Origin of the sequence: Christiangramia oceanisediminis (genome assembly GCF_022570735.2) — a bacterium.
Classification (GTDB): Bacteria; Bacteroidota; Bacteroidia; order Flavobacteriales; family Flavobacteriaceae; genus Christiangramia; species Christiangramia oceanisediminis.
Genome location: NZ_JANCNS010000001.1, coordinates 1,282,049 through 1,307,357, shown reverse-complemented (window position 1 = coordinate 1,307,357; position 25,309 = coordinate 1,282,049). Strand labels below are relative to the sequence as shown.

The 25,309-nt window shown below is 42.9% G+C and carries 21 protein-coding genes; 8 read left to right on the top strand and 13 right to left on the bottom strand.

The genetic code is table 11. From position 1 onward, the window contains the following. Positions 1-4 precede the first annotated feature (4 nt). From MKO06_RS05890 to uvrC, 7 genes are all read right to left on the bottom strand, one after another. On the bottom strand, positions 5-964 hold the full coding sequence (locus tag MKO06_RS05890) for a tryptophan 2,3-dioxygenase family protein (RefSeq protein ID WP_241549726.1): 960 nt from the start codon (positions 962-964) through the stop codon (positions 5-7). A gap of 5 nt (positions 965-969) precedes the next feature. Continuing rightward, positions 970-1,746: a DUF3108 domain-containing protein gene (locus MKO06_RS05885; protein WP_241549725.1), complete on the bottom strand. Its 777-nt coding sequence runs from the start codon at positions 1,744-1,746 to the stop codon at positions 970-972. Positions 1,747-2,041: 295 nt separating this feature from the next. Next, a complete protein-coding gene (hppD, locus tag MKO06_RS05880; protein ID WP_241549724.1) occupies positions 2,042-3,184 on the bottom strand; it encodes a 4-hydroxyphenylpyruvate dioxygenase in 1,143 nt (380 codons plus the stop codon). Between the two features lie 54 nt (positions 3,185-3,238). Then, positions 3,239-3,601, bottom strand: a complete 363-nt coding sequence (locus MKO06_RS05875; protein ID WP_241549723.1) for a four helix bundle protein — start codon at positions 3,599-3,601, stop codon at positions 3,239-3,241. A 57-nt stretch (positions 3,602-3,658) separates the two neighbouring features. Beyond that, positions 3,659-4,828, bottom strand: coding sequence for a homogentisate 1,2-dioxygenase (locus tag MKO06_RS05870; RefSeq protein ID WP_241549722.1), 1,170 nt, complete (start codon positions 4,826-4,828; stop codon positions 3,659-3,661). A gap of 165 nt (positions 4,829-4,993) precedes the next feature. After that, positions 4,994-7,222 carry a patatin-like phospholipase family protein gene (locus MKO06_RS05865; RefSeq protein ID WP_241549721.1) on the bottom strand — a complete coding sequence of 743 codons (2,229 nt, stop codon included), beginning with the start codon at positions 7,220-7,222 and terminating at the stop codon, positions 4,994-4,996. Beyond that, a complete protein-coding gene (uvrC, locus tag MKO06_RS05860) occupies positions 7,223-9,016 on the bottom strand; it encodes an excinuclease ABC subunit UvrC (RefSeq protein ID WP_241549720.1) in 1,794 nt (597 codons plus the stop codon). A 128-nt stretch (positions 9,017-9,144) separates the two neighbouring features. Here uvrC and MKO06_RS05855 point away from each other — a divergent pair, with 128 nt between their 5' ends. The 8 genes from MKO06_RS05855 to MKO06_RS05820 all read left to right on the top strand — a co-directional run bounded on the left by MKO06_RS05855 (position 9,145) and on the right by MKO06_RS05820 (position 16,863). Then, positions 9,145-9,609: a hypothetical protein gene (locus MKO06_RS05855; protein ID WP_241549719.1), complete on the top strand. Its 465-nt coding sequence runs from the start codon at positions 9,145-9,147 to the stop codon at positions 9,607-9,609. 124 nt (positions 9,610-9,733) lie between these two features. Continuing rightward, complete coding sequence (locus tag MKO06_RS05850) at positions 9,734-11,959, top strand: TonB-dependent receptor (RefSeq protein ID WP_241549718.1); 2,226 nt, start codon at positions 9,734-9,736, stop codon at positions 11,957-11,959. Between the two features lie 115 nt (positions 11,960-12,074). Beyond that, entirely contained in the window at positions 12,075-12,506 is a 432-nt protein-coding gene (locus tag MKO06_RS05845; RefSeq protein WP_241549717.1) for an ATP-dependent zinc protease family protein, read from the top strand. Then, a complete protein-coding gene (rimK, locus tag MKO06_RS05840; protein ID WP_241549716.1) occupies positions 12,496-13,368 on the top strand; it encodes a 30S ribosomal protein S6--L-glutamate ligase in 873 nt (290 codons plus the stop codon). The genes MKO06_RS05845 and rimK overlap by 11 nt, the downstream gene beginning before the upstream one ends. 3 nt (positions 13,369-13,371) lie before the next feature. Continuing rightward, on the top strand, positions 13,372-14,367 hold the full coding sequence (locus MKO06_RS05835) for a succinylglutamate desuccinylase/aspartoacylase family protein (RefSeq protein WP_241549715.1): 996 nt from the start codon (positions 13,372-13,374) through the stop codon (positions 14,365-14,367). After that, on the top strand, positions 14,354-14,923 hold the full coding sequence (locus tag MKO06_RS05830; protein ID WP_241549714.1) for a 5-formyltetrahydrofolate cyclo-ligase: 570 nt from the start codon (positions 14,354-14,356) through the stop codon (positions 14,921-14,923). The genes MKO06_RS05835 and MKO06_RS05830 overlap by 14 nt, the downstream gene beginning before the upstream one ends. 57 nt (positions 14,924-14,980) lie before the next feature. Next, the gene (locus MKO06_RS05825; protein WP_241549713.1) at positions 14,981-16,435 is read left to right on the top strand and encodes a sensor histidine kinase; all 1,455 of its coding nucleotides are present in this window, start codon (positions 14,981-14,983) and stop codon (positions 16,433-16,435) included. 11 nt (positions 16,436-16,446) lie between these two features. Then, the gene (locus MKO06_RS05820; RefSeq protein ID WP_241549712.1) at positions 16,447-16,863 is read left to right on the top strand and encodes a response regulator; all 417 of its coding nucleotides are present in this window, start codon (positions 16,447-16,449) and stop codon (positions 16,861-16,863) included. On the opposite strand, the gene MKO06_RS05815 is transcribed toward MKO06_RS05820, so the two are convergent. The 6 genes from MKO06_RS05815 to recO form a co-directional block, all read right to left on the bottom strand. Continuing rightward, the gene (locus MKO06_RS05815; RefSeq protein ID WP_241549711.1) at positions 16,864-17,478 is read right to left on the bottom strand and encodes a lipoprotein signal peptidase; all 615 of its coding nucleotides are present in this window, start codon (positions 17,476-17,478) and stop codon (positions 16,864-16,866) included. A gap of 35 nt (positions 17,479-17,513) precedes the next feature. Beyond that, positions 17,514-18,137 (bottom strand): DUF4097 family beta strand repeat-containing protein, encoded by a 624-nt coding sequence (locus MKO06_RS05810; RefSeq protein WP_241549710.1) that lies wholly within the window; start codon positions 18,135-18,137, stop codon positions 17,514-17,516. A gap of 69 nt (positions 18,138-18,206) precedes the next feature. Then, on the bottom strand, positions 18,207-18,590 hold the full coding sequence (locus tag MKO06_RS05805) for a TraR/DksA family transcriptional regulator (protein ID WP_156280785.1): 384 nt from the start codon (positions 18,588-18,590) through the stop codon (positions 18,207-18,209). 4 nt (positions 18,591-18,594) lie between these two features. Next, a complete protein-coding gene (gene ileS, locus MKO06_RS05800) occupies positions 18,595-21,996 on the bottom strand; it encodes an isoleucine--tRNA ligase (protein WP_241549709.1) in 3,402 nt (1,133 codons plus the stop codon). Between the two features lie 146 nt (positions 21,997-22,142). Then, a complete protein-coding gene (locus MKO06_RS05795; RefSeq protein ID WP_241549708.1) occupies positions 22,143-24,542 on the bottom strand; it encodes a TonB-dependent receptor in 2,400 nt (799 codons plus the stop codon). Further along, entirely contained in the window at positions 24,543-25,262 is a 720-nt protein-coding gene (gene recO / locus MKO06_RS05790; RefSeq protein WP_241549707.1) for a DNA repair protein RecO, read from the bottom strand. Positions 25,263-25,309: the final 47 nt, after the last annotated feature.

Here is a 25,309-nt window from a genome sequence, read left to right as displayed (position 1 = left end):
TATTTTATTTTTCTGTATTAAAAGTATGATTCACCCATTGCTTTCCCCAGTCATCCAGCTCTTCCCGAGTCCAGAGTTCCGGGAAAAATGATATTTTTTGAAAACCAGGTGGAAGAAATTCTTTCCAATTGGTTCCTCCGGTCGCTTTTACGGTTTTTCCTTCCTTGCTCAAATACCTGTAGGCTGCGCCCATATGCATCAACAACCAGTTGATGTTCACATTTACATCAAGATTTCGAAGCGCTTTTACCAGTTGCTCATTATTCCGGTCTTCTTCGGTCATATCGAGATAGCGGTGGTAAATGGTGCTTTCCTTAACCTGGTTGGCAATTCGTAAAAACCGGGGAGTGTATCTTTTTTCGAATTGCTTTAAGGTAAGTGTTTTTTCTCCGGTTTTTAAGTCGATCCCGCCCTTTTTCCAGTAAATATTCTCATAAAGCTCTTCGATACTGTCTTCTTTTGAATACTGATTTCTAATACTTGCAGAAACTAGATTCTCCATTGGAGTGGAATAGAACTCGATCATTCTGAATTGCGCCGACTGGAATCCGCTGGCAGGCAAAAGAGCCATCCGGAATTTGAGGAACTGGTCACGTTCCATCCCTTTGATCATCACGTCAAAGGAATCGATTAGAATGCGAAAATACCTGTTGATTCGATGTAGCTTTTCAGTAAAAAACGAGACCGAAAGCTGAGGGGTTTCTATGATTTGTTTTTGCTCATGGATAATGAGCTTAAAATAAAGTTCGGTAATTTGATGGTAAGTTAAAAAAATGGTTTCATCGGGAAAATGAGTATTGGTTTTTTGCAGGCTTAAAAGCGTGTCCAAACTAATATAGTCCCAGTAAGACAAATACCTGTCATGCAAAAGGCCGTCCAGATAGGAGCCCATATCCTGTCCTGAATTCCTGAATTTTTCCTCCAGCTTCCCTATTCTCTCAGCGATTTCAGGTTTTATTTCCATGCTGCTTACTTCATTATTATACTAAACTGGTGCTTTAATCCCTTATACGCTTCAAGGTCGGCATCCAGCGAACCAACGGCAAGATCGGCCTCGATCTTCACCGGAATTTTATTCTTATCATCGCTAATCCAGAAAGTGAGGCTTTCCTTCTCCTTAAAAACCCTTCCGGCCAGAACATATGGCCTGAATTTTAAAGTGGCCACCTGGCCAAATTTGGTCTTTATCACTTCCCTGCCGAGGAACACCAGCTTGAAATCCATGTTCTCGTCATCGATGAACATGTTAAGCCTCATTTCCTCGCCCGGTCTTAGCTCTTCAGAATTTATTTGGTTGCGAATATAATAAAATGCACTCAACATATCGTGCACATTATTGGGTACAGAATAGGTCTTTCTGGTATTGTTTTTCTTGTTTAGCACATGAGCCTTGTTAGCCCTGTGATCAAAGTCGATTTCTAGATCTTTGGTATAGCCGCCCTCATCTATCTTTCTTATAAATTTGTAAGGTTTTCCTGTATTTCTATCGATATATGTTTGATAATCGTCGTCCACCTTAAAGAAAAGACTTAACAGGCCGGTAGATTTTCCACGACCCTGGATATGATAAACAGGCTTATTGTTTAGATGGGCTTCGCTAACCTCTAAAGTTGCATAACTGGCATTAAAGAGCCCGTAGTGAATTCGGAATTTAAACCACTCACCATTCTTAAATGCATCCTGGGAAAATAGAGGGGCTGTGGCTATAAAAAGGAAAGCAGTGGTAATTGCAATAAGTCTCTTCATAAGGTTAATCCTAAAGTTATAGTGTTTTCAGGCTGTTAGGCTAATTACAATTACTATTCCAAAAATATTAAAACAAAAAACCCCATCAAATTAATGACAGGGAATTTTGTCTTATTAACCAACTAAAACTTAAATTATGAAAAAAATTTATCATTCCTGGTAACCACTCCAAAAATGCGGTGCAAAAGTCTGATATTTCTACCTTCCCCGCAATAGCAAAATTAACTTTAACTATATTATTATGGAGTTCTCAATAATTCATTTTTTCCATCTAAATTTTAGCAATCTTTTAAAACTAATTCAGCGTTCCTCGTAAATCCTGCTCTCTTTCAATCGCTTCAAAAAGGGCTTTAAAGTTTCCTTTTCCAAAAGATTGAGCGCCTTTTCTCTGAATGATCTCAAAGAACATGGTTGGACGATCCAATACCGGCTTGGTAAAGATCTGAAGTAAATACCCCTCATCATCCCTGTCTACAAGTACTCCCAGCTCCTTTAGAGGTTCAAGATCTTCGTCGATATCACCCACTCGGTCCAGAAGATCGTCATAATAGGTTTCTGGCACATACAGGAATTCCACGCCGCGATCTCTTAACTGAGTAACCGTTTCGATGATATTATCGGTCGCCAGTGCGATATGCTGCACCCCGGCACCATTGTAGAAATCGATATATTCCTCGATCTGGGATTTTTTCTTTCCTTCTGCTGGCTCGTTGATAGGGAATTTGATCCTTCCATTACCGTTGCTCATCACCTTACTCATAAGAGCAGTGTATTCGGTTGAGATATCCTTATCATCAAAGGATACCAGCTGGGCGAAGCCCATCACCTTGGCATAGAATTCCACCCACTTGTTCATCTCGTTCCAGCCTACATTACCAACCATATGGTCTATATATTTCAACCCGGTATCTTTGGTTTGCGCCTTGGTATTCCAAACCCTATAACCGGGAAGGAATGGCCCTTGGTAATCCTTTCGCTCTACGAACAGGTGAACGGTCTCCCCATAGGTATGGATCCCTGAGATCACGGCTTTTCCGTTCTCATCTTCCATAACATATGGCTCTACATATGATTTTGCTCCACGTTTGGTGGTTTCCTCATAACTTTTTCTTGCATCGTCTACCCATAAGGCAACGAATTTCACACCATCTCCATGTTTGTTGATATGAGCATTGATATCTCCATCTGGCTGCATTGGCGAGGTAAGTACTAACCTGATCTTTCCCTGCTGAAGCACATAGGAAACAGCATTCTTATTCCCTGTTTCCAATCCGGAATAAGCTACAGGCTGGAATCCCCAGGCATGCTGGTAATAATAAGCAGATTGCTTGGCATTACCCACGTATAGTTCTACAAAGTCCGTCCCCAGAATTGGCAGGAAATCTTCTGCCTGAGGTACTACTTTTTCAAGTTTAAGTGATGTATTATCTGTTGACATTTTAATTTAAATTAGATGATTCGAAAATGAGAAGATCAGAAAATTTTTCCAGACCTATTTTCTCATTGAGGAACCAATTATTTTATTCAAAATTTTAATTATTACTTCCAAATCTCTGATCAAAGGCTCGCAATTTGGATATCCCGGAGAATCATTACATAAGAAAAGCCAGTATTCTGTTTCGTCTGCTTCCTTAATCGCTATTTTCATCTTATGCAAAAAGTCCCTTTTGCTTTCTCCATTCTGAGCCTCCTTGACATTTGCTCCAATCGAAGTTCCTGATCTTAGGATCTGATCGGATAATACAAATTTTTTCTGGCTATTCAGTAATTCAGCGAACTCGATAATTTTCCTGGCGAATTCAAAGCTTTTGATCAAGATTAGGTTGTCCTTATAACGTTCATTAAAAGTCATCATAAAAACAAAACCCGTTTGACCATATTCTCTAATTATCTAATTCTCTGATCTTCTAATTTACTTATGATTATCTTCTAACCACGATTTATAATAGGTCTCATCTGCGATTTCCATGGCGTCTTCAGTAAGCATCAATGGCTTGAAGGTATCTACCATCACTGCGAGCTCTTCGGTCTCTACCTGACCTATACTGCGTTCTACCGCACCTGGATGAGGCCCGTGTGGAATTCCGGCAGGGTGCAGTGAAATATGCCCGGCCTCGATATCATTTCGGCTCATAAAATCGCCATCTACATAATATAACACCTCATCGCTATCTATATTGCTGTGGCTGTATGGCGCCGGAATGGATTCCGGGTGATAATCATATTTTCTAGGGCAGAAACTACAAACCACGAATGCATCTGTTTCAAAGGTCTGGTGCACCGGTGGTGGTTGGTGAATACGCCCGGTTATAGGTTCAAAATCATGAATGGAAAACGCGTACGGATAATTATAGCCATCATAACCCACCACATCGAACGGGTGCGTCGCATAAACCATATCGAATATTTTTCCTTTTTTCTTGATCTTGATCAGGAAATCTCCTTTTTCGTCATTGGTCTCCAGTTCATGTGGCTGCCTTAGATCGCGCTCACAAAAAGGTGAATGCTCCAACAACTGTCCGAACCAGTTTCTATAGCGTTTCGGTGTATAGATAGGTCTCCTGGATTCCACGATGAATAACCGGTTATCCTCATCATCAAAATCAATCTTATAAATTGTTCCTCTTGGGATCAAAAGATAATCGCCGTATTTGAAATCAAGATTTCCAAGGTGAGTCCTCAATTTCCCGCTCCCTTTGTGAATAAAAAGCAATTCGTCTGAATCGGCATTCTTATAAAAATAATCTTTCGTTGAGCCCTGTGGAGAGGCCAGGATGATATCACAATCTGAATTCGTAAGTATGGGCTTCCTGCTCTCCAGGTAATCTGGATTCGGGGTTACCTGGAATCCCTTAAAGCGATAGGATTTTATATTATTTTCTACAGCAACTTTTGGTGTCGCATCATAACTCCCTTTGATCTCCTTAACCTGGGTTGGACGATGCTCATGGTACAGGTTCGAAGACATCCCGTCAAAACCTATGGTACCAAAAAGCTGTTCGTAATACAGGCCGCCATCTGGCTTTCTGAAGATCGTGTGGCGTTTATGAGGTATTTTACCAAGTTTATGATAAAAAGGCATGAGAATTTGTTTTTAAATCGAAGAATTTCCTTCAGATTATTGAAAAATTAGGAATTTTTCGACCATATTTTTCGATTACTACAAATATCATGAAAATTTAGAGAAACAATCTTAAAAACAGTCTAAAAACAGCTCACATAGTCTAAAAATCTGTAAACCCGTAAATTAGAACCAAAAGCCCAGACTAAAGAACCAGTAACTCTGTTTTACCTCAGGTGAATACGTGTATTTAGCCTCAAGCGGACCCATAAATGTTTCGATTCCATAGCCTAAGGCGTATCCAGTGTAATCAGGCAAAGTAAACCAGTTTCCCGTAGAATATAAACGATCTTCCACGTTGGCAATATTGGCCCCGGCGATTATGTGATTTTTCCGGAAGATCTGGTAATCCAGTTCGAAGGTCGCCTTTATGTAACTGTCGGCAGCCAGGCTCATAAAATCATAACCGAAAAATGGCTTGATATTATTGATAAAATCATTGCCATAGCCACCCAGGAAAAAATCCAGCACCTGTGTACCGTCGTTCCCTATCTTAAAGCCTGTTTCAGTAGATATTCGCGTAGTGAAATTTGTAAAAGGCGATGCTGCATACCCAATGGCGCCCTGTGCGATGGAAAATTCAGAAAAGGAATTGGTATAATCACTGCTATACAGGTAAAGATGAAAATCTCCGTTGAAATGAAAGCCTTTTGAAGGAAAATATTTGTTGTCGTACGAATCGAATTTCAAATATCCAAAGGTACTGGCGTAATGACTGTCGTCAAAAACGATCTCGTCTAATCCGCTTTCGGGATCATTGAAAGTCGTGGTTTCAAAATTCAGGTATTTATGCTCCAGCCCGGCACCGATCGAAAATACCTGCTGGAATAAGGTTTCCAGGTAAAGCTGATTGGTGAAATCCCTGAAATTGATCTCCAGCTCGTTCAGCAAAATTGGATCCTGGGCCCTGCCAGAAGACCGAATATCCTCCACCGCTACATATTTATCAAAATTATTGTATCGTGAATTCAAGCCAATGCTCCAATAATATCCCTTGTCCAGATAATAATTGAAATTATACCTTAGGTTATCACCTACAACGAAATCAATGGAAGCCACATCGTTGGCAAACAGCAAACTCTTCCTGGTTAGATTGATAAGTGCCCCGCTTTTGTAGAGTTCATCATAATGCAGTCCAAGCCGAAGCAGCATTTTATTCTCACTTTCTTCGATCTGCATGGCCAGGTTATAATTTCCCTTGTCGTCCTCGGGGATAAGCTGGTAGCTGATCCTGTTGAAGTTCCCGGTAGCGCTAAGGTTATTGATCCCTATATTGAGATCATCAAAATTATAAGGCTCATCATACCTCAGCTTCAGTTTACCCTGAACATACGCCCGGGGATAGGTGCTGTTCCCTCGAAGCGAAAGTGAACTAATATTGAAGGTATCTATCCTGCTAACCTTTGGCCGTGGATGTGCATTTGAGGTCCTTTTTGCCAGCTCCTTCAATTCCGGTAATTTTCCAAGAGCAGCTACCCTTCCTGAATCGATGATCGCATTTCCCTTTTCAAAAGACATTACCGAAAAAGGAGTGATATCTGGTTTGATATAAATATCGGTTAGCGGAATTTTTTCCTGCATTTCTGCTATTGTCCTGAAATTCCCGATCTGGCTCAGGATCTCAAAAACACTTCGCAACCGGTCTCTCTGAACCAGGCTATCCTGAACATCTACCCCAATCACTATATCCGCGCCCCTTTTCCGAAGCTCTTCCACAGGATAATTATTGGCAACCCCACCATCGGTTAACAAGTCATCATCTATTTTTATAGGGCTTAACAGGGTTGGAATAGCCCCACTGGCCGACATGGCCTTGGCCAGCGACCCCTCATCGAGAAAGACCGCTTCGCCGGTTTCAATATTTGCCGCCACACAAAAGAACGGAATAGGCAATTTACTGAAATCATCTACATCGCTCACATGCATGGTAAGCCGGGACATCAAATTGTAAATGTTCTGACCTTTTGAAAAACCGGTGGGAAATGAAATATTAAAATTATCAAATGGAAGTGTAATCGCATATTTTTCTGAATCTTCCTTTTCATAAAAGGTCTTGGCCCTTCTTGGAAGGTCGTCCTGTATAAGGATATTAAAATTGGTCTGGTTGAAGATCGAATCCAGGTCACTGGCTGAATATCCCGAAGCATAAAGTCCGCCAACTATAGCGCCCATGCTGGTCCCGCCAATATAGTCTATTTTGATTCCCTGTTCCTCCAGCACTTTCAGCACACCGATATGCGCAAGACCTTTGGCTCCACCTCCGCTTAACACAAGTCCTACCTTTGGCTCAGGTTGATCCTGAGCATGCAGCAGAAGTGACATGCTAATAAAAAGTAAACAGAGGATACGTTTCATCTATTCCTGATGATAATGATTATGTATAATAGCAGCTTTAGCAGAGCCTATAACCTCAGCAAGATCATCTCTTGAAGCTTCCTTCACCCTTTTCAAAGACCTGAAGTGTTTCAGCAATTCCACAACGGTCTTCTCGCCGATGCCTGCAATTTCTTCCAGCTCTGTATTAAGCGCGGTTTTGCTCCTTTTATTGCGATGAAATGTAATTCCGAAGCGATGCGCCTCGTTCCTGAGCTGCTGGATGATTTTTAAAGTTTCAGATTTCTTATCAAGATACAAAGGAATCGGGTCTCCGGGGTAAAAAATCTCCTCTAATCTTTTGGCGATCCCAATGATGGCTATTTTTCCTCTCAAACCGAGCGTTTCCAAGGCTTTCACCCCACTCGAAAGCTGACCTTTCCCACCATCTACAATTATAAGCTGCGGCAGCTCCTCCCCCTCGTTCAAAAGTCTTTTGTATCTTCTAAAGACCACTTCCTCCATCGAAGCGAAATCATCTGGCCCTTCAACCGTCTTAATATTAAATTTACGATAATCTTTCTTACTTGGTTTAGCGTTTTTAAAGACCACGCAGGCTGCAACGGGATTGGTTCCCTGTATGTTGGAATTATCAAAGCATTCGATATGTCTTGGTTCCTGGCTAAGCCGAAGATCCTCCTTCATCTGGGCCATTACCCGGTTCACATGCCGGTCTGGATCCACGATCTTCATTTGCTTGAACCTTTCCTGGCGGAAGTATTTTGCGTTCCTTACTGAAAGATCGACGATCTTCTTTTTATCTCCTAATTTCGGAACAGTGATCCTGATATCTTCCCCAACATCAACTTTGAAGGGCACATAGATCTCCTTTGAATTGGAATTGAATCGTTGCCTGATCTCTACGATAGCCAGCTCCAGCAACTCACGGTCGCTTTCATCCAGTTTTTTCTTCATCTCGATAGTATGAGACCTGATGATCGCGCCATGTGAAAGCTGAAGGAAATTCACATAGCCATAACCTTCATCTGAAACTACCGAATACACATCTACATTATTGATCTTCGGGTTTACGACAGTTGATTTGGACTGGTAGTTTTCCAGTACATCGATCTTGTTCTTGATTCGCTGCGCATCCTCGAATTCCATCTTTTCGGCATGCTCTTTCATCTGGTTTCGGAAGCGCTGAAGGGAATCCTTGAAATTCCCCTTTACTATCTGCCGGATGGCTTCGATATTTCGGTTATACTCCTCTTCAGATTGAAACCCTTCGCAAGGGCCTTCACAGTTTCCAAGATGATATTCGAGACAGATCTTATATTTTCCATCCCTGATCTTATCTTCGGCCAGGTCATAATTGCAGGTACGCAATTTATAAAGCCCTTTAATAAGATCCAGAAGCGTATTCACCGTTTTAAAACTGGTAAACGGACCATAATATTCGCTTCCATCCTTAATTAATTTGCGAGTGGGAAAAACCCTTGGGAAACGCTCATTTTTGATACATATCCAGGGATAGGTCTTATCATCCTTCAGCATCACGTTAAAGCGAGGCTGGTGTTTCTTGATCAGGTTGTTCTCCAGGAGAAGCGCATCGGTTTCAGATTCTACCACGATATGCCGGATCTCATGGATCTTCTTTACCATCACCCCGGTACGATGACTATCATGTTTCTTGTTGAAATAAGAAGAGACCCTTTTTTTCAGGTTTTTCGCTTTTCCCACGTAAAGGATCTTCCCGTTCTTATCGAAATACTGATAGACACCGGGATTGTTGGGCAGGGTTTTTAACTGAACTTCCAGAGCAGGTTTTTCCATTATCCCAAATTTAAAATTTAATTGACAGTCTGTTTCGGTTTGGGGCGCACAAAATTATTAAAAGCTGTCTTCGGCATTTACCCCAAACCAATTTTATTTAAATTTGAAGCGAATCCCGATAGTTTCAGATGCAGTTTCCAGTTTCGATCAAGGAATACCTGGCAGTGTCTTTCGCCCTGCTATATCTGCTTAGCCCCATGCACGAGCAGATCCTGGAACTTTCTCACAAAATATCACACCAGCTAAGCGAAACCTCCTCTGCCCATCATCATTCCCATGTTCAGGTTAAAAAACATACACATTCGCATGGGCAGAAAGAGCATTCACACGCGCATCAGGAGCATTCGCCTTCAGCACAACATAGCCATGATGTCCTTGATTTCATTGGCACGGTGCTGAATACCCAGGATCATGATCAAATTCCGCAGGAAAAGACCGAAAAAGAAAAATATGACAAACACCTGCTTCAGGAATTAGCTGCAGCAGAAAAATTTGTAGAATCACATTCAGCTGAACAAATAGTCTATAAATTAAAAGACTATTCGAATTTTCGGAAAATCCCTTCTCCTCCACCTGAAATCTTCAGCACATAATTATTTCCTTAGACGGCCTTAGTAAGGTTCGTCCATTTACCTATTTAAAAAACAAAAGCAGGTTCTTAAATAGCCGGCATTTTTATGCCCGAAACTAAGGACCATTGCTTGCATACATTCTAAAATGAAAAGAATACTGAATATTCTAATTCTTTTCTGTGGAATCGGTTTTGCCCAGACTCAAAGTTTCCAGGGCAAAATAACCGACACCCTGGGAAATCCGCTTGAAGATGTAGCTGTTTACGACAGCTCTTCAGGATTTCACACGCATACCAATTCCATGGGAGAATTCAACTTAAAAAATGTAGCTCCGGGAGATGTGATCAGCATCAGCTTCCTTGGTTATGAGCGACTCGAATACACAATTACCAACGAAGATCCTGGCAGGCTTAAGATTTTTGAGCTCAGGGAAAGTTCGATGAGTCTTGAGCAAATCGTGCTTAGCGGCAAACGCAATCCCTTAAGCGAGATCACCAGCATCGATCTTCAAACCAACCCGGTAAAATCGTCGCAGGAGATCCTGAGGAAGGTGCCCGGGTTGATCATTGGTCAGCATGCTGGCGGCGGTAAGGCTGAGCAGATCTTTCTTCGCGGTTTCGATATCGACCACGGGACCGATATTTCCCTTTCGGTTGACGGGCTGCCGGTGAACATGGTTTCGCATGCCCACGGCCAGGGATACAGCGACCTGCATTTCCTGATCCCGGAAACGATCAAAAACATCGAATTTGGAAAAGGCCCTTATTATGCCGAATCTGGAAATTTTACCACAGCCGGTTTTGTTGATTTCAGAACAAAAGACCGACTCGATGAAAATTTGGTTTCCCTTGAACTAGGGGATTTCAATAGCAAAAGGCTGGTGGGAATGCTGAATGTCCTCGAGAGGGAAAACAGCAATGCCTATATCGCAAGTTCCCTGAACCTATTTGACGGACCTTTTGAAAGTCCGCAGAATTTCAACCGGTTCAATATCATGGGAAAATACAACCTGGACCGGCCAGGAGACCAGGAATTAAAGGTTAGCTTATCCCATTTTCAAAGTAAATGGGACGCATCGGGTCAGATCCCGCAGCGAGCGGTAGATGATGGAACCATCAGCAGGTTTGGCGCTATCGATGATACGGAAGGCGGGAATACCAGCCGTACCAATCTTTTGCTGAATCATACCGAATTCCTTTCAGCCTCCAAAAAGCTGAAAACGAGGGCCTATTATTCCCATTATGATTTCGAGCTGTATTCCAATTTCACCTTTTTCCTGGAAGACCCGGTGAACGGTGACCAGATCAAACAAAAGGAAGACAGGAATTTGTTAGGCGCAGAAACGGTTTTTGTGAATGAAGAGACCAATTTACCTTTTGAAATGGATTATTCGGCAGGGATCGGTTTCAGGTATGACGACAGTAACGAGAATGAGCTATCCCGCACTAAAAACCGGGATGAACTCCTTGAAAGGCTGGCCTACGGGAATATCGATGAGACCAACCTGTATGGTTTTTTGAACACGAATTTCAATTTTGGAAAGTTATTGGTGAATCCGGCCTTAAGACTGGACTATTTCAATTTCGATTATGAAAATCTGATCACTGAAACCTATGATAACCGAAGCGAGGACAAACTGATCCTAAGCCCGAAGCTCAATTTCAGCTATACCGCTTCCAACCAGTTACAATTGTACCTGAAAAGCGGGATCGGGTTTCATTCCAACGACACCCGGGTAGTGGTCGCCAGAAATGGAGAAGAGATCCTTCCTGCAGCCTACGGAACCGATCTCGGGCTGGTCTTTAAACCTAACAGCAGGTGGATCCTGAATACCGTGGCCTGGATACTTTACCTGGACCAGGAATTCGTTTATGTGGGCGATGCCGCGATCGTGGAACCCAGCGGAAAAACCAGAAGACTTGGTTTCGACCTGGGAGCGCGATGGCAGGCAGCAAACTGGCTGTACCTTTTTAGCGATTTAAATTACACCTACGCGAGAAGCACAGAGGAAGCTTCGGGCGAAGATTATATTCCATTAGCTCCGGAATTCACTTCGTCAGGAGGGATCGCCATGGAAAACCTATCAGGATTTTCAGGCGCCCTGAATTACCGTTATATTAACGACCGGCCTGCCAATGAAGATTTCAGCATAACGGCTGAAGGCTATTTCGTGGCAGATCTTAACCTGAACTATCGATTTAACAATATCGAGTTTGGGATCATTATCGAGAATCTATTCGATACCGAATGGAACGAAACCCAGTTTGCTACCGAAAGCAGGCTGAGAAATGAGGTGCTCCCGGTGGAAGAGATACATTTCACCCCTGGTACCCCTTTCTTTGCAAGAGGAAAGGTGAGCTTCTTTTTTTAAGCATGAACCGGCCGGAAATCTTAACATTCCGGCCGGTTTATTTTTGAAAATATTCAAAACTTTATCCATTACTTTTGCTTTAAATTAAAGCTGTTCGTTTTTAGTATATTGCAGTATGGATAAAATCGTGATCGGTAGATTCGATAAGGCAGATTTCCCTGATCTTAAGCTCAATGATATCGCTGTAAAGATCGATACCGGAGCCTACACCTCCTCCATACATTGCGAGAACATCGAGGAGGTAGATGACGAGATCCATTGCAGCTTCCTGGATGACGAACATCCTGATTACAACCATAAAGCCTTTGTTTTCAAAGAATATGATGTGGTTTTTGTGAGAAGCAGCAACGGCATCATTCAGAAACGGTATTTGATCCAATCAAGGATACGACTGTTCAACAAAACTTTTAAAATATCCCTGTCTTTATCAGACAGGCAGGAAATGCGATATCCCGTATTAATTGGTCGCAAGTTTTTAACAAAAAAATTCATTGTAGACACCGAGCAGATCGATGTGTCGTATAACAAGAAGATTAATGAAGATTAGAATTCTTTCGAGAAACCCAAAATTATATTCAACCAGAAGACTGGTTGAGGCCGCCAAGAAAAGGCATCATGAGGTAGAGGTAATAGACCCCATAAAATGCGACCTTATCATTGAGAAAAAGAATCCCTGCATCTATTATAAAGGACATTTCCTGGAGGATACAGATGCCGTTATTCCCAGGATTGGTGCTTCAGTAACCTTTTATGGAACCGCGGTGGTGAGACAGTTCGAAATGATGGGGGTTTTTACGACTACCGAGTCACAGGCACTGGTTAGAAGCCGTGATAAATTGAGAAGCCTGCAGATACTTTCCAGGGCACGCTTGGGATTACCAAAGACCGTTTTCACCAATTACTCCAAAGATGTTCATGAGATCATTGAGCACGTAGGCGGTGCCCCGGTGATCATCAAATTGCTGGAGGGAACCCAGGGACTTGGAGTGGTTCTGGCAGAAACTCAAAATGCAGCTGAATCGGTCATCGAAGCCTTCAACGGTTTGCAGGCCAGGGTTATCGTGCAGGAATTTATCAAAGAGGCCGGCGGGGCCGATATTCGCGCCTTTGTGGTAGATGGCCAGGTAGTTGGTGCTATGAAAAGACAGGGAAAAGAAGGTGAATTTCGATCGAACCTGCACCGTGGAGGTTCCGCTTCGGTTATTCAGCTTACAGATGAAGAAGAAAACGCAGCGATCAAGGCTGCCAAAGCCATGGCGCTTGGAGTAGCCGGGGTAGATATGCTTCAGAGCAGCAGGGGGCCGCTAATTCTCGAGGTGAACAGTTCTCCCGGCCTGGAGGGAATTGAAGCAGCTACGGGCAAAGACATCGCCAAAACCATCATTCGATATATCGAACGAAACGAATAATATATGCCGAGAATAGACAAGAACAATGTTCTTGAGATTTTAGGAGAAAAGGTACTGCCCGGGAAGGGAGCTACCATCAATTTTAATATGGCCAAGCTTTACACCACTACTTCTGTAGAGGTACCGGTCATAATCGAACGCTCTAAAAAACCCGGCCCGGTTGTTTTGCTAACCGCCGGGATTCACGGGGACGAGATCAACGGAGTGGAGATCATCAGGCAGATCATTTCCAAAGGAATGAACAAACCGCGAATAGGAACCATTATATGCATTCCCATCGTCAATATTTTTGGGTTTTTGAACATGTCTCGTGAATTTCCTGACGGTAGAGACCTTAACCGGGTATTCCCGGGAACCAAGCATGGCTCACTGGCCAGCCGGTTCGCCTACCAGTTCGTAAAAAAGATATTGCCAATTGCCGACTTCTGCCTGGACTTTCATACCGGGGGAGCTGCCAGGTTCAACGCACCGCAAATTCGGGTGAAAAAGGGAGACGAGCAAAGCATCAAATATGCAAAGATTTTCAATGCTCCTTTTACCATTCACTCCAAGACCATTACAAAATCTTACCGTGAGACCTGTTCCAAACTAGGGATCCCGGTACTATTGTTTGAAGGTGGAAAATCCCTTGACAGCAATAAAGATGTAGCCCGTTATGGCGTGGAAGGTGCGATGAGGATCCTGAGCCACCTGGAAATGTTAGCCCCAAGATTCGAATATCCCGATGTTAAAAAGGAAACGGTACTTATCGAAACCAGTTCCTGGCTTAGAGCCAAGTATAGTGGGTTGCTACACGTAAAAGTACCCTGCGGCAAGCATGTGGAAAAAGGCGAATATATCGCTACCATTACCGATCCTTACGGAAAATTCAGGCATAAGATCAAATCGAATACTGAAGGTTATGTGATCAACGTAAACGAATCACCTATCGTTTACCAGGGTGACGCGATCTTTCATATTTCAACCCAGCCAAAAGTCGAGGAACATGCAGAAGAGTGAGATCAGGAAACACTTCAAGGCTCTTCGGCTGGAACTCAGTGAAAACGAGATCGAAGAGAAAAGCCTTCAAATCGCTAACTGGAGCCTGGAATTGCCAATTTGGGATTACAGGTTCTTTCATATTTTCCTAAGCATCGCTGAACAGAAAGAAGTAGATACCGAATTCTTACTGCACATCCTCCAGGGAAAAGACCGGGAAGTAGTGATCCCAAAGACCGAACACGAGACGGGAAGCATGCGCCATTACCTGCTCACCGATCAAACCGTCATTAAAAAGAATCGATGGAACATTCCGGAACCACAGGACGGAATAGAGATAGATACCAAAAAACTGGATGTGGTCTTCGTTCCCTTATTGGCATTCGATAAAAAGGGCCATCGGGTGGGCTATGGAAAAGGATTCTATGATAAATTCCTGTCCAACTGTAAACCCGGGATCGTCAAAATTGGCCTCTCATTTTTTGAGCCAGTAAACGAGATCAAAGAGATCTTTAGCAGTGATGTGCCATTAGATTATTGCATCACACCACAAAAAATTTATGAATTTGGGACTTAAAATAATTTTTGCGGGAATGCCTTGTTTAAGTTATTTTTAACCAGACAAATCACTTGAATGCTTACCGACCTACAGCTAAATAGCATTTTGGAAGACTTTGATATTGCCTACTGGAAGATCAATTTGTTTTCCAAGGAAATCTCATGGTCTCAGCATTTTGATTCACTGGTAGGGAAACCACAGATCGATGAAGATCGCTTCGAGTTTTTCATCAACCATATACTACACCCCGATTATCGATACGACTTCAGGATACATTTTGAAAAACTTCTGAAGGAGAACGAAACCTTTAGCTTCGAGATCAAATTAAGGCTGGAAAACGGCAAGTATCGCTGGTTCGAATGCAAGAATCAAAAAAGCCGCGGCAACAGTTTCAGGGAAACAGCCGTACTGCTTTTTGTCAATATTCACCAGACCAAGCGCGACCAGTACACCATCGAGGAAAACTTCTTCTATTATAGAGAAACAGCCGAAATGACCTCAACCGGCGGCTGGTATATAGATACGGTCAATAAGAATATTTACTGGGACGATGTTTCCAGGAAGATCGTTGATTGCCCCAAAGATTTTCAACCAGCCTATGAAGATCGCATGAAGTTCTATGCGAAGGAGCATCACAACCGCATGCTTAATGCCTTCGAAAAATGTGAGAATTTTGGTATTCCCTTTAAACTGGAATTAAAGATGCTGTCTTTCCAGAACAGGGAATTCTGGGTAAGGCTTACCGGCAAGCCCGTTTATAATGACGAGCAGGTCATCATAGGGATTCGAGGGGTGCTTCAGAATATAGATGAAAACAAGAATAACGAGCTCAACCTTCAGAATTCGTTAGATATCATTGCCACCCAAAATTCAAGGCTTTTCAATTTTGCCCATATCGTGTCCCATCATTTGCGGTCTCATAGCAGTAACCTGAGCCTGATTTGTGAACTGCTTAGGGAATCTAAAACCGACAGGGACAAACTGGATCTTTTGGCCAACGTTGAAGATGTGGCCGGGAACCTCGATAATGCAATTTCCCGCCTGAATGATATTGTTAGTATACAGACCTCGCTTAAAAAAGAACGGGTAAATATTCGATTTGATGAAGCGCTCGACGTTGTTCTGGCATCGATTTCTTCCCTGATTAATCGAGAAAATGCAAAAATCGTCGCTGAATTTCAGGATCTGAAAGAAATCCGCTACATCCCTGAGTATCTTGAAAGTATTTTACTAAATTTAATCACCAATGCAATCCGGTACAGACAACCGGGGCGTAAACCGGTCATCTTTATTCAGACCTATGTTGAGAACGACAAGGAGTATCTTGAAGTGAGCGACAATGGTATGGGAATAGACCTCGAGGAGTATGGTGATAAGATGTTTGGGATGTATAAAACCTTCCATCAAAATAATCCCGAGGCCAAAGGAATTGGTTTGTTCATTACTAAGAACCAGGTAGAAGCCCTTGGGGGGACCATATCTGTTAGCAGTACGCTGGACATTGGTACGACGTTTAAAATCAAATTCTAGATCTATCGATTATGGGGCAAAAAGTAGAACTGGCGTGTATCATTGATGACGATAAGATATACGTGAATTTAGTCAAGAAGATCATTGAGATCAAAAAGCTTTCAGAAAATCTGCTCATCTACAAAAACGGGAAGGAAGCCCTGGATTACTTCAAGGAGATCATGCAAAATACCACCGATGAAGATAAACTTCCCGATATCATCTTCCTCGACCTGAACATGCCTGTGATGGATGGCTGGGAATTCCTGAATGAATTTATCAAGATCAAGAATAACCTGAACAAAAAGATCACCTTATACGTTGTAAGCTCTTCCATAGATCCGCGAGACCTGGAAAGAGCAAAATCATTCAACCTGGTAACCGATTACCTGATCAAACCCATTGAGCTAAAAAAATTCGAGAAGATCTTCGAAAAGACGGCTGCCTGATTATTTTTTCTCTTCTTCTGGCTTTGGAAATGCCTTTTTATTGAAAATAAGCAGCAGAGCCACACCAACGCTGATCGCAGAATCGGCGATATTGAAAACCGGTTCAAAGAACGTGAAATATTCTCCTCCCCAGAACGGGATCCACTCCGGAAGATAACCCTTCCATAACGGAAAATAGAGCATGTCTACCACCTTTCCGTGGAAAAGAGTGCCATAACCCCCATTTGGAGGCATAAAGCTCGCTACCTGCCCGTAACTATCGTTAAAAATGATCCCGTAGAACACCGAGTCGATTATATTACCGAAAGCACCTGCAAAGATCATAGCGATCGCAACGATCAATAATCTCGAGCCATTCTTGCGTACGCTATCCCATAGCCAGTAACCAATACCGGTGATAGCGGCCAGTCTAAAAAGCGTAAGCGCCAGTTTACCATATTCTCCCGGTATCTTAGTTCCCCAGGCCATCCCTTCGTTTTCCACGAAAAGGATTCGGAACCAGTCAAAAACTTCCACCTCGTCCCCGAGGGCAAAATTAGTTTTAATATAGAATTTGGAGATCTGATCTATTAGAAGGATCAGGATGATAATAATACCGGCTTTTTTAAGAGACATTGATTTTTTCTTGTTAAAACGGCTCAAAAATACAATTAATATTTAGTTTTTCTAACCTGAATGTCGCCGTCTATACTGGTGAGCCTTAAGGGCATCTGGCCAGGTAAAAAATCGGGAAGTACGAGCTTGCCGTTCCTGGTTGTTGCCTCTATCTTTCCTGAGTGGGCTTCAACCAGGATATCCCCGGAATAGGTATTGATCCTTGCGCTTCCAGAAAAATTCAACAATTTGCAGTAACCCTGTTTTAGGTCGGCCTGAATGCTTTCAAAATTCCCGGTGGCTATGACCGAAGCAAGGTTAGAAGTTATACTGATCTCCAATCCTTCAGGAACCTCGATCTCCACTTCCATAGAAAAGACCTTGTGAGCACTTAATTTATCATATCCGCCTGCAAGTCGCTGGGGATATCGACTGTTGATTTTTAATACTCCATCCTTAATTGAAGTATCTAAATAAATATCTCTGAAATATTCTCCTTCAGAACGAGTTTTGATGGAAATGTCTGAAGTTTTCGAAGCTAACAATTTGATCTGGTAGACCTCATCGGTAGCAATTCGTAGGATTTTGATGTTGCGTGCATCTATGGTTTCCATGGTTTCACGCTGCGCATGAGCCATAATTCCGAAGAGCAAAAATAAGATACAAAAAGGCCTCATCATCTCGCGTTTAAACAAAAAACGTCCTGGCATCTTACGAAGCAGGACGTTCTATTATAAAATTAAAACAATTTATCGTTGCATATTCTTTGCTTCGATGCTTAAAGTTGCGTGAGGCACTAAAAGCAAACGCTCTTTTGCAATTAACTTACCGGTCACTCTGCAAACTCCGTAAGTCTTGTTTTCGATCCTCATCAGGGCATTCTTAAGATCCCTGATGAATTTTTCCTGGCGAATAGCCAGCTGAGAATTCGCTTCCTTGCTCATGGTTTCACTTCCTTCCTCAAAAGCCTTGAAAGTAGGAGAGGTATCGTCGGTTCCGTTGTTACCGTCGTTCTTATAAGCAGTTTTGTAAATCTCTAATTGTTCCTGTGCCTTTTCAATCTTTTTCTTGATCAGAGCCTTGAACTCTGCCAGATCGGCGTCGCTGTAACGTTCTTTTACTTCTGTAGACATGGCTTTAATGTTTTTTAATAAACAATTTAGTGGCAATATCATCGAATTCAATCTCGGCGCCTTCATCTACCACTTCTGCAAATTCGAGGTTTGCAGTTAATGTTTCGTTCTTAATATAAGTTATGTTGTCGTTAACGGCATCCTCGACAATGCCGTCTTTTTGTAGGGTCACATCAATGGTGTCAGTCACTTCGTAGCCCGAATCCTTTCTTAGATTCTGAATTCTGTTCACCAATTCCCTGGCAACTCCTTCTTTTTTAAGCTCTTCTGTAATACTAACGTCAAGGGCTACCGTAAGGTTTCCACTGCTGGCAACCAGCCAGCCCTCGATATCTTGTGAGGTAATTTCTACCTCCTCTAGTGACAAATTAACCATTTTTTCGTTAATCTGCACGCTTATTTCGCCTTCCTGTTCGATTTTGGCAATATCATCTGAAGTAAACTGATTTATCTTATTGATTACCAGCTTAATATCCTTTCCGAATTTTGGACCTAAAACTCTGAAATTCGGCTTGATCTGCTTTTTCAACAGGCCTGAAGCATCATCGATCAACTCGATTTTCTTCACATTCACCTCAGATTTGATAAGGTCTTCAACTGCTTTGATCTCCTGTTCCTGTTCTTTGTCAAGTACTGGGATCATTACTCTTTGCAGCGGTTGTCTTACCTTGATCATCTCTTTTTTACGAAGCGAAAGCACTAAGGATGAAATGGTTTGAGCCTTTTCCATCTTCCTTTCCAGGGACTTATCAACAAATTTTCGTTCATAAGCGGGGAAATCGGCTGTATGTACCGATTCTGAAGTATCCTTCCCGGTAGCCGCATTCAGGTCTCTGAACAGCCTGTCCATATAGAACGGTGCAACAGGAGCTCCTAATTTCGCCACAGTTTCCAAACAGGTATAAAGCGTCTGATAAGCCGAAATCTTATCCTGCTCATAATCGCCTTTCCAGAATCTTCTTCGGCTTAACCTCACGAACCAGTTACTCAGGTTTTCCTGTACGAATTCAGAAATAGCCCTTGTAGCCTTGGTGGGTTCGTAATCGGCATAGAATTTATCTACCTTCTCGATAAGGGTATGTAATTCGGAAAGTATCCATAGGTCGATCTCCGGTCTTTCTGAAAGCTCCACATCCTTTTCAGAATAAGTGAATTCATCGATATTCGCATAGAGCGTAAAGAACGAATAGGTGTTATAGAGCGTTCCAAAGAACTTTCTCTGCACCTCTCCTATGCCTTCGATATCGAACTTCAGGTTATCCCATGGATTGGCGTTGGAGATCATATACCATCTCGTCGCATCCGGACCATAAACGGCAAGTGTTTCGAATGGATCTACCGCGTTGCCCAGTCTTTTGGACATTTTTTGACCATTCTTATCCAACACAAGACCGTTAGAAACCACGTTCTTATAGGCCACATCATCAAAGGTCATGGTCGCGATCGCATGCAGGGTATAAAACCATCCCCTGGTCTGGTCAACACCTTCTGCGATAAAGTCGGCCTTACGCCATTTGTTCTCTACCTTCTCTTTATTTTCGAATGGATAATGCCATTGAGCATACGGCATGGAGCCTGAATCGAACCAAACGTCGATAAGATCGGCCTCGCGTTTCATAGGTTTTCCTGAATCGGAAACCAGGATGATCTCATCTACCACGTTCTTGTGAAGATCTACTTTCTCGTAGTTCTCCTCGCTCATATCTGCAGGATCGAAATCCTTAAAGATATTTTCATCCATAAAGCCAGCTTCTACCGACTTTTTCATTTCTTCCTGAAGTTCCGCTACTGAACCCATGACCTTCACTTCTACTCCATCTTCAGTTCTCCAGATAGGCAACGGAATTCCCCAATATCGACTACGACTCAGGTTCCAGTCATTGGCATTTGCCAGCCAGTTCCCAAAACGGCCTTCACCGGTAGATTTTGGCTTCCAGTTGATGGACTGGTTTAGCTCATGCATCCTGTCTTTGAATTCGGTCACCTTGATGAACCAGGAATCCAGCGGATAGTATAGTATAGGCTTATCGGTTCTCCAGCAGTTCGGGTAGCTGTGAACATATTTTTCAACTTTAAAGGCGCGATTCTCCTCCTTCAGCTTGATGGCGATCTCGACATCTACCGACTTTTCCGGAGCCTGGCCTTCATCGTAATATTCATTTTTGACGTATTTCCCAGCCAGTTCACCCATTTCAGGTCTGAATCTACCCTGAAGATCAACCAGGGGTACCTGGTTTCCGTTTTCATCTTTAACGAGTAAAGGTGGAACTTCTGGTGTGGCCTGTTTGGCTACCAGGGCATCATCTGCACCAAAAGTAGGCGAGGTATGAACGATCCCGGTACCATCTTCGGTAGTTACGAAATCCCCTGAAATAACCCTGAAAGCATTCTCAGGATTATCATTTGGCAAAGCATATGGCAGTAACTGCTCATAAGTGATGCCTAACAGGTCTTTACCTTTGAAGCTTTCGCCAACCAGGTAAGGGATCTTTTTATCTTCTTTTGAATAAGACTTCAGGTCTTCTTCAGACTCTGCCTTTCTGAATTTTTTGTCGAATTGTTTTTCGGCAAGCTCCTTCGCCACAATGATAGTAATAGGCTCGAAAGTGTACTGGTTGTAGGTCTTTACCGTAACATAATCGATCTTTGGACCAACGGTAAGCGCCGTATTGGACGGAAGTGTCCATGGCGTGGTGGTCCAGGCGATAAAGAATAAATTCTCTTCGTTCTTTAAAAATTCCGGCAGCGTCTCTTCCCTAACCCTGAACATGGCCGTTATCGTGGTATCGGTCACATCCTGGTAGGTTCCGGGCTGGTTAAGCTCATGCGAACTTAAACCGGTTCCGGCTTTTGGAGAATAAGGCTGAATGGTGTAACCCTTATAGATCAGGTCTTTTTTATAGATCTCGGAAAGCAGCCACCAAACCGTTTCCATATATTTTGACTTATAGGTGATATATGGATCATCCATATCCACCCAGTAACCCATTTTTTGAGTAAGTTCGTTCCAAACATCAGTATAACGCATTACCGCGTTCTTACAGGCTTCATTATACTTTTCGATGCTGATCTTTGAGCCGATATCTTCCTTGGTAATTCCCAATTCCTTCTCCACTCCAAGCTCCACAGGAAGACCATGGGTATCCCAACCGGCCTTACGTTTTACCTGGTAACCCTTCTGGGTTTTGTAGCGACAAAAGATATCCTTGATGGCACGAGCCATCACATGGTGAATCCCCGGCAAACCATTGGCCGAAGGCGGACCTTCGAAAAACACGAATGGTTCCTTTCCTTCACGGGTGGTCACACTTTTTTCGAAAATATCATTCTCTTCCCAGTAGTTTAGGATTTCTTCTGCCACTTTAGGCAGGTCAAGACCTTTATATTCAGGGAATTTTCTGCTCATTATCTCCTTTTTTCAAATGATGTGCGAAAATAAGGATTTTTAGTAAAAGAAGAGGTTATAAAATGGTAAAATCACCTGCTTAAGCGGGTTAGCTGCCTGAAACTGAAATTAACACGGCCTACCGGGTATTTCCAGAGTGATTTTATTTAAAAGCTATAAGACAGGGCAATGATCAGATTTCTTCCCGCCGCAGCAATTCCAGAAGAATAAGTTCGGTACCGTTGATCAGTTATATTTTCAACGGAAACCGTTGCCAGCCAGTTTGAATTCAGCTCATACTGGCCGGTAAGATTGAGTGTATACCACGAAGGCGAATATGGATTTCCATTCTCATCCAGTGCATATAAATAGGGTTTATCCTGCTCACCCGGCGCGAGGTCTTCAAAATCGAACTGGCCGTTATATTCAGCGAAAAGGTCAAATTTCAGCCGGCGTTTATGCCAGATCAAATGAGTATTTCCGAACATAGGCGCTGCGTGCCGGAGCGGAACGTAATCACCCCCTTCATTTTCCTTTCCTTCGGTATAACTGAACTGGGACCTTAGTCTTAGAGCAACCGAAAAGTCAACTTCCAGCCCGGCTTCAATTCCATAAACATAGGCATGAGCTGCATTTTGAATGGCCTGCACCGTACTCAACTCACCCTGGTAATCGATCTCGGTCACACCATCCAGGCTATAATCCCTTCGTACCATCGCATTGTCCAGGTAGGTATAATATCCCGTTAGGTCGAGTCTCACCTTATTAGAAAGATTGATATCTGTTCCCAGTTCGGCATTATAGGCGTACTCAGACTTTAGATCTGGATTTGGCACCACTACTGATCCCGGTTCAGAGTCGAAGATCTTACCCACATCGTCAATATTCGGCGCCCGGAAACCGGCGGAAAGCCCCAGTCGCCATCCCATCACATCATTTTGACGCCAGTTAAGACCAAGACTTCCGGTAAGCGCTCCGGTACTGATATCGGCCCTATCGAACGGAAAATCATAGAATTGATTATCAAAACTTGCATCTACCAAAATGTGGTTGTACCGAACACCGGATTGCAGGGAAAGATCTTCCCTTAATTTCCACTGGTAGCTCGCATAGGTCGCAATGGATTGCCACTTGGAGTCATCGGGATACCTGCTGGCAGTAACTCCGGTTTCATTAGTTTCGATATTTCTGAAACTGCCTTCAGAATTAATATTGTTCAGCACATATTCAAAGCCATAGAATAATTTGCTTTCAGAAAAGGCCTTTTCAAAATCGAGGTTGGCCGAATAGGCATCTACATTTTCTTCGGTATTGAACCTAATAGGCTCTCCGAAATCACGATCATTACGGCTTTCTGCAAAGAACTGGTAAGCAGCTGTGAACTGAACCCGGTCATAGATATTAGAGTCACTGCGATGATTTACCTTAAAATTGCCCATAAACCATGTTTGCGGACCATAATACCACTCGGCAGCTCTTAAAACTCCGTCACGCTTCCTGGCTAACCTATCGTATCTGGGGAAATCGGAGGTATTTGAATAGATAAGCCCCAGGTTCAGATCCCAGTCTTTTGATGGCATAAATTTCACCTTTTGCAGCAGATTGATCTGCTCATAACCGGTTGGTCTCTGCACCAGAGGATCTGGATTATCTACCATGATGTCCTCACCATTTTCACGAACCGCATAATCCGGTCTCAGGTAATCATCAGGGCCGTGCTCTCCCATCCTTAGATCCCCAAAATCGGAATAGGTCACGCCGGTCCTGAAGGCCCAGTTATCCCGACCCAGGTTTAAATCGGCATGTACAGTATTCTCATTATTTGCGGTTGCATATCGAGTATAGATATTTCCGGAAAGCGAGGTCTTTTCATTAAAACTGAATTTAGGCTTCAGTGTAAAGAAGTTCATCACTCCTCCAATCGCGTCGCTACCATATACCACCGAACCCGGCCCCAGGATTACCTCGGTATTTTCTACCATCATAGGGTCAATGGAGATCACATTCTGAAGGTTTCCGCTTCTGAATATCGCCGAATTCATTCTAACTCCATCCACCGTTAAAAGCAGCCTGTTCGTTGAAAATCCCCTGATCATGGGACTTCCGCCTCCCAACTGACTTTTCTGAACAAAAACCTGCCCGGTGCTTTCGAGCAGATCGGCAGAGGTTTGCGGGCTTGCAAGCTGAATATCCCCGGATGTAATGCCAACAATTTTTTGAGGAATCTCGTTCTTCTGAAGCTTGAATCGGGCAACCGAAAGCGTTACCTGGTCCAGTTGATTTTTCCCCGGCTCCATCAACACTTTATTATCATTATTTAGTACCTCCCTTTTTCGGCGATAAGTTTCTTCATAACCTACCATATTGAAGATCATGACCTCTGTATCTGTAAAATTGGAGATACTGGCCTGGCCAGAGATATTAGTGATCGCGTAGTTAGATTTATCTTTGTTGTAAATAGCGACATTTACCAGCGGCTCCCCCGTATTGGCATCGAGCACCCTGATCTTTTGAGAAAAAGAAATTGAACTTATAAATAGAAAAAGAAGCAATAGTTTTATGCGCATTTAACCGAATATTTCTTTTAGGACCTGCAGTGACCTGGGTTCATGAAAGCTTTCCACGTGCAACTCGAAATACAAAAGTAACATATTGAGGAAGTCATTCCGGTTCACCTGGTTCAATTTTATGTGCTGCATTTCATCAAAATCAATGCCTAAGAGGCTCTTCAGCAATTCAACATTTTTGCCTTCGATGCAGTAATCGCTGGATGGTACTTCCTGAAAAACGCCATCAAGCAGGTTAAAAACCGGCAGATCTTCGTGCTGGCTATCGGGTTGAAAACCCAGGTACCTGGTTAAATGCAACAGGAAAACAAGGTGAAAATTAGCTATTTTATCCTCGGCATCAAGATAGGCAAAACTAGCCTGCAGGAAATGAAACAAGGGTGGATTAGGTTCTTCCTCTCTAACCGTGATTTTAAGCATTTCAGCCAGGAACATCAACATGGCCATTTTAACCGGGTTAAAATGAATGCTTTGATAGGCGTTGATCACCTTAGCCTCTTTCAAATATTCCATTTTGCCGGCTCCCCGGTGATTGGATACGATCTCTAATTGGCTCAATGCCTGGAACATGGAAGCCTTGAATTTACCCTTTTTAGATTTCAGAACGCCTTTAAGCATATAGGTCTTTAAACCATCTGCCAGGGTATAGATCTTTACGATCAGATCGGCTTCTCCGTACTTTAAAGAGCTAATTACGATGGCTTCGGTCTTGACCAGCATTCAGAAATTTTTGCCGTGAAGGTATAAAAAAAGCCGCTTTGAGAAAG

What these genes read in the sequence shown, in the direction of transcription:
- uvrC (WP_241549720.1), bottom strand. Translation starts at nt 9,016, where the DNA reads ATGGAAAAACCTGCTCTGGAAGTTCAGTTAAAAACCCTGCCCAACAAT.
- MKO06_RS05795 (WP_241549708.1), bottom strand. Translation starts at nt 24,542, where the DNA reads ATGCGCATAAAACTATTGCTTCTTTTTCTATTTATAAGTTCAATTTCT.
- recO (WP_241549707.1), bottom strand. Translation starts at nt 25,262, where the DNA reads ATGCTGGTCAAGACCGAAGCCATCGTAATTAGCTCTTTAAAGTACGGA.
- MKO06_RS05825 (WP_241549713.1), top strand. Translation starts at nt 14,981, where the DNA reads ATGCTTACCGACCTACAGCTAAATAGCATTTTGGAAGACTTTGATATT.
- MKO06_RS05815 (WP_241549711.1), bottom strand. Translation starts at nt 17,478, where the DNA reads ATGTCTCTTAAAAAAGCCGGTATTATTATCATCCTGATCCTTCTAATA.
- MKO06_RS05830 (WP_241549714.1), top strand. Translation starts at nt 14,354, where the DNA reads ATGCAGAAGAGTGAGATCAGGAAACACTTCAAGGCTCTTCGGCTGGAA.
- MKO06_RS05855 (WP_241549719.1), top strand. Translation starts at nt 9,145, where the DNA reads ATGCAGTTTCCAGTTTCGATCAAGGAATACCTGGCAGTGTCTTTCGCC.
- rimK (WP_241549716.1), top strand. Translation starts at nt 12,496, where the DNA reads ATGAAGATTAGAATTCTTTCGAGAAACCCAAAATTATATTCAACCAGA.
- ileS (WP_241549709.1), bottom strand. Translation starts at nt 21,996, where the DNA reads ATGAGCAGAAAATTCCCTGAATATAAAGGTCTTGACCTGCCTAAAGTG.
- MKO06_RS05835 (WP_241549715.1), top strand. Translation starts at nt 13,372, where the DNA reads ATGCCGAGAATAGACAAGAACAATGTTCTTGAGATTTTAGGAGAAAAG.
- MKO06_RS05805 (WP_156280785.1), bottom strand. Translation starts at nt 18,590, where the DNA reads ATGTCTACAGAAGTAAAAGAACGTTACAGCGACGCCGATCTGGCAGAG.
- MKO06_RS05810 (WP_241549710.1), bottom strand. Translation starts at nt 18,137, where the DNA reads ATGATGAGGCCTTTTTGTATCTTATTTTTGCTCTTCGGAATTATGGCT.
- hppD (WP_241549724.1), bottom strand. Translation starts at nt 3,184, where the DNA reads ATGTCAACAGATAATACATCACTTAAACTTGAAAAAGTAGTACCTCAG.
- MKO06_RS05865 (WP_241549721.1), bottom strand. Translation starts at nt 7,222, where the DNA reads ATGAAACGTATCCTCTGTTTACTTTTTATTAGCATGTCACTTCTGCTG.
- MKO06_RS05890 (WP_241549726.1), bottom strand. Translation starts at nt 964, where the DNA reads ATGGAAATAAAACCTGAAATCGCTGAGAGAATAGGGAAGCTGGAGGAA.
- MKO06_RS05885 (WP_241549725.1), bottom strand. Translation starts at nt 1,746, where the DNA reads ATGAAGAGACTTATTGCAATTACCACTGCTTTCCTTTTTATAGCCACA.
- MKO06_RS05845 (WP_241549717.1), top strand. Translation starts at nt 12,075, where the DNA reads ATGGATAAAATCGTGATCGGTAGATTCGATAAGGCAGATTTCCCTGAT.
- MKO06_RS05850 (WP_241549718.1), top strand. Translation starts at nt 9,734, where the DNA reads ATGAAAAGAATACTGAATATTCTAATTCTTTTCTGTGGAATCGGTTTT.
- MKO06_RS05870 (WP_241549722.1), bottom strand. Translation starts at nt 4,828, where the DNA reads ATGCCTTTTTATCATAAACTTGGTAAAATACCTCATAAACGCCACACG.
- MKO06_RS05820 (WP_241549712.1), top strand. Translation starts at nt 16,447, where the DNA reads ATGGGGCAAAAAGTAGAACTGGCGTGTATCATTGATGACGATAAGATA.
- MKO06_RS05875 (WP_241549723.1), bottom strand. Translation starts at nt 3,601, where the DNA reads ATGATGACTTTTAATGAACGTTATAAGGACAACCTAATCTTGATCAAA.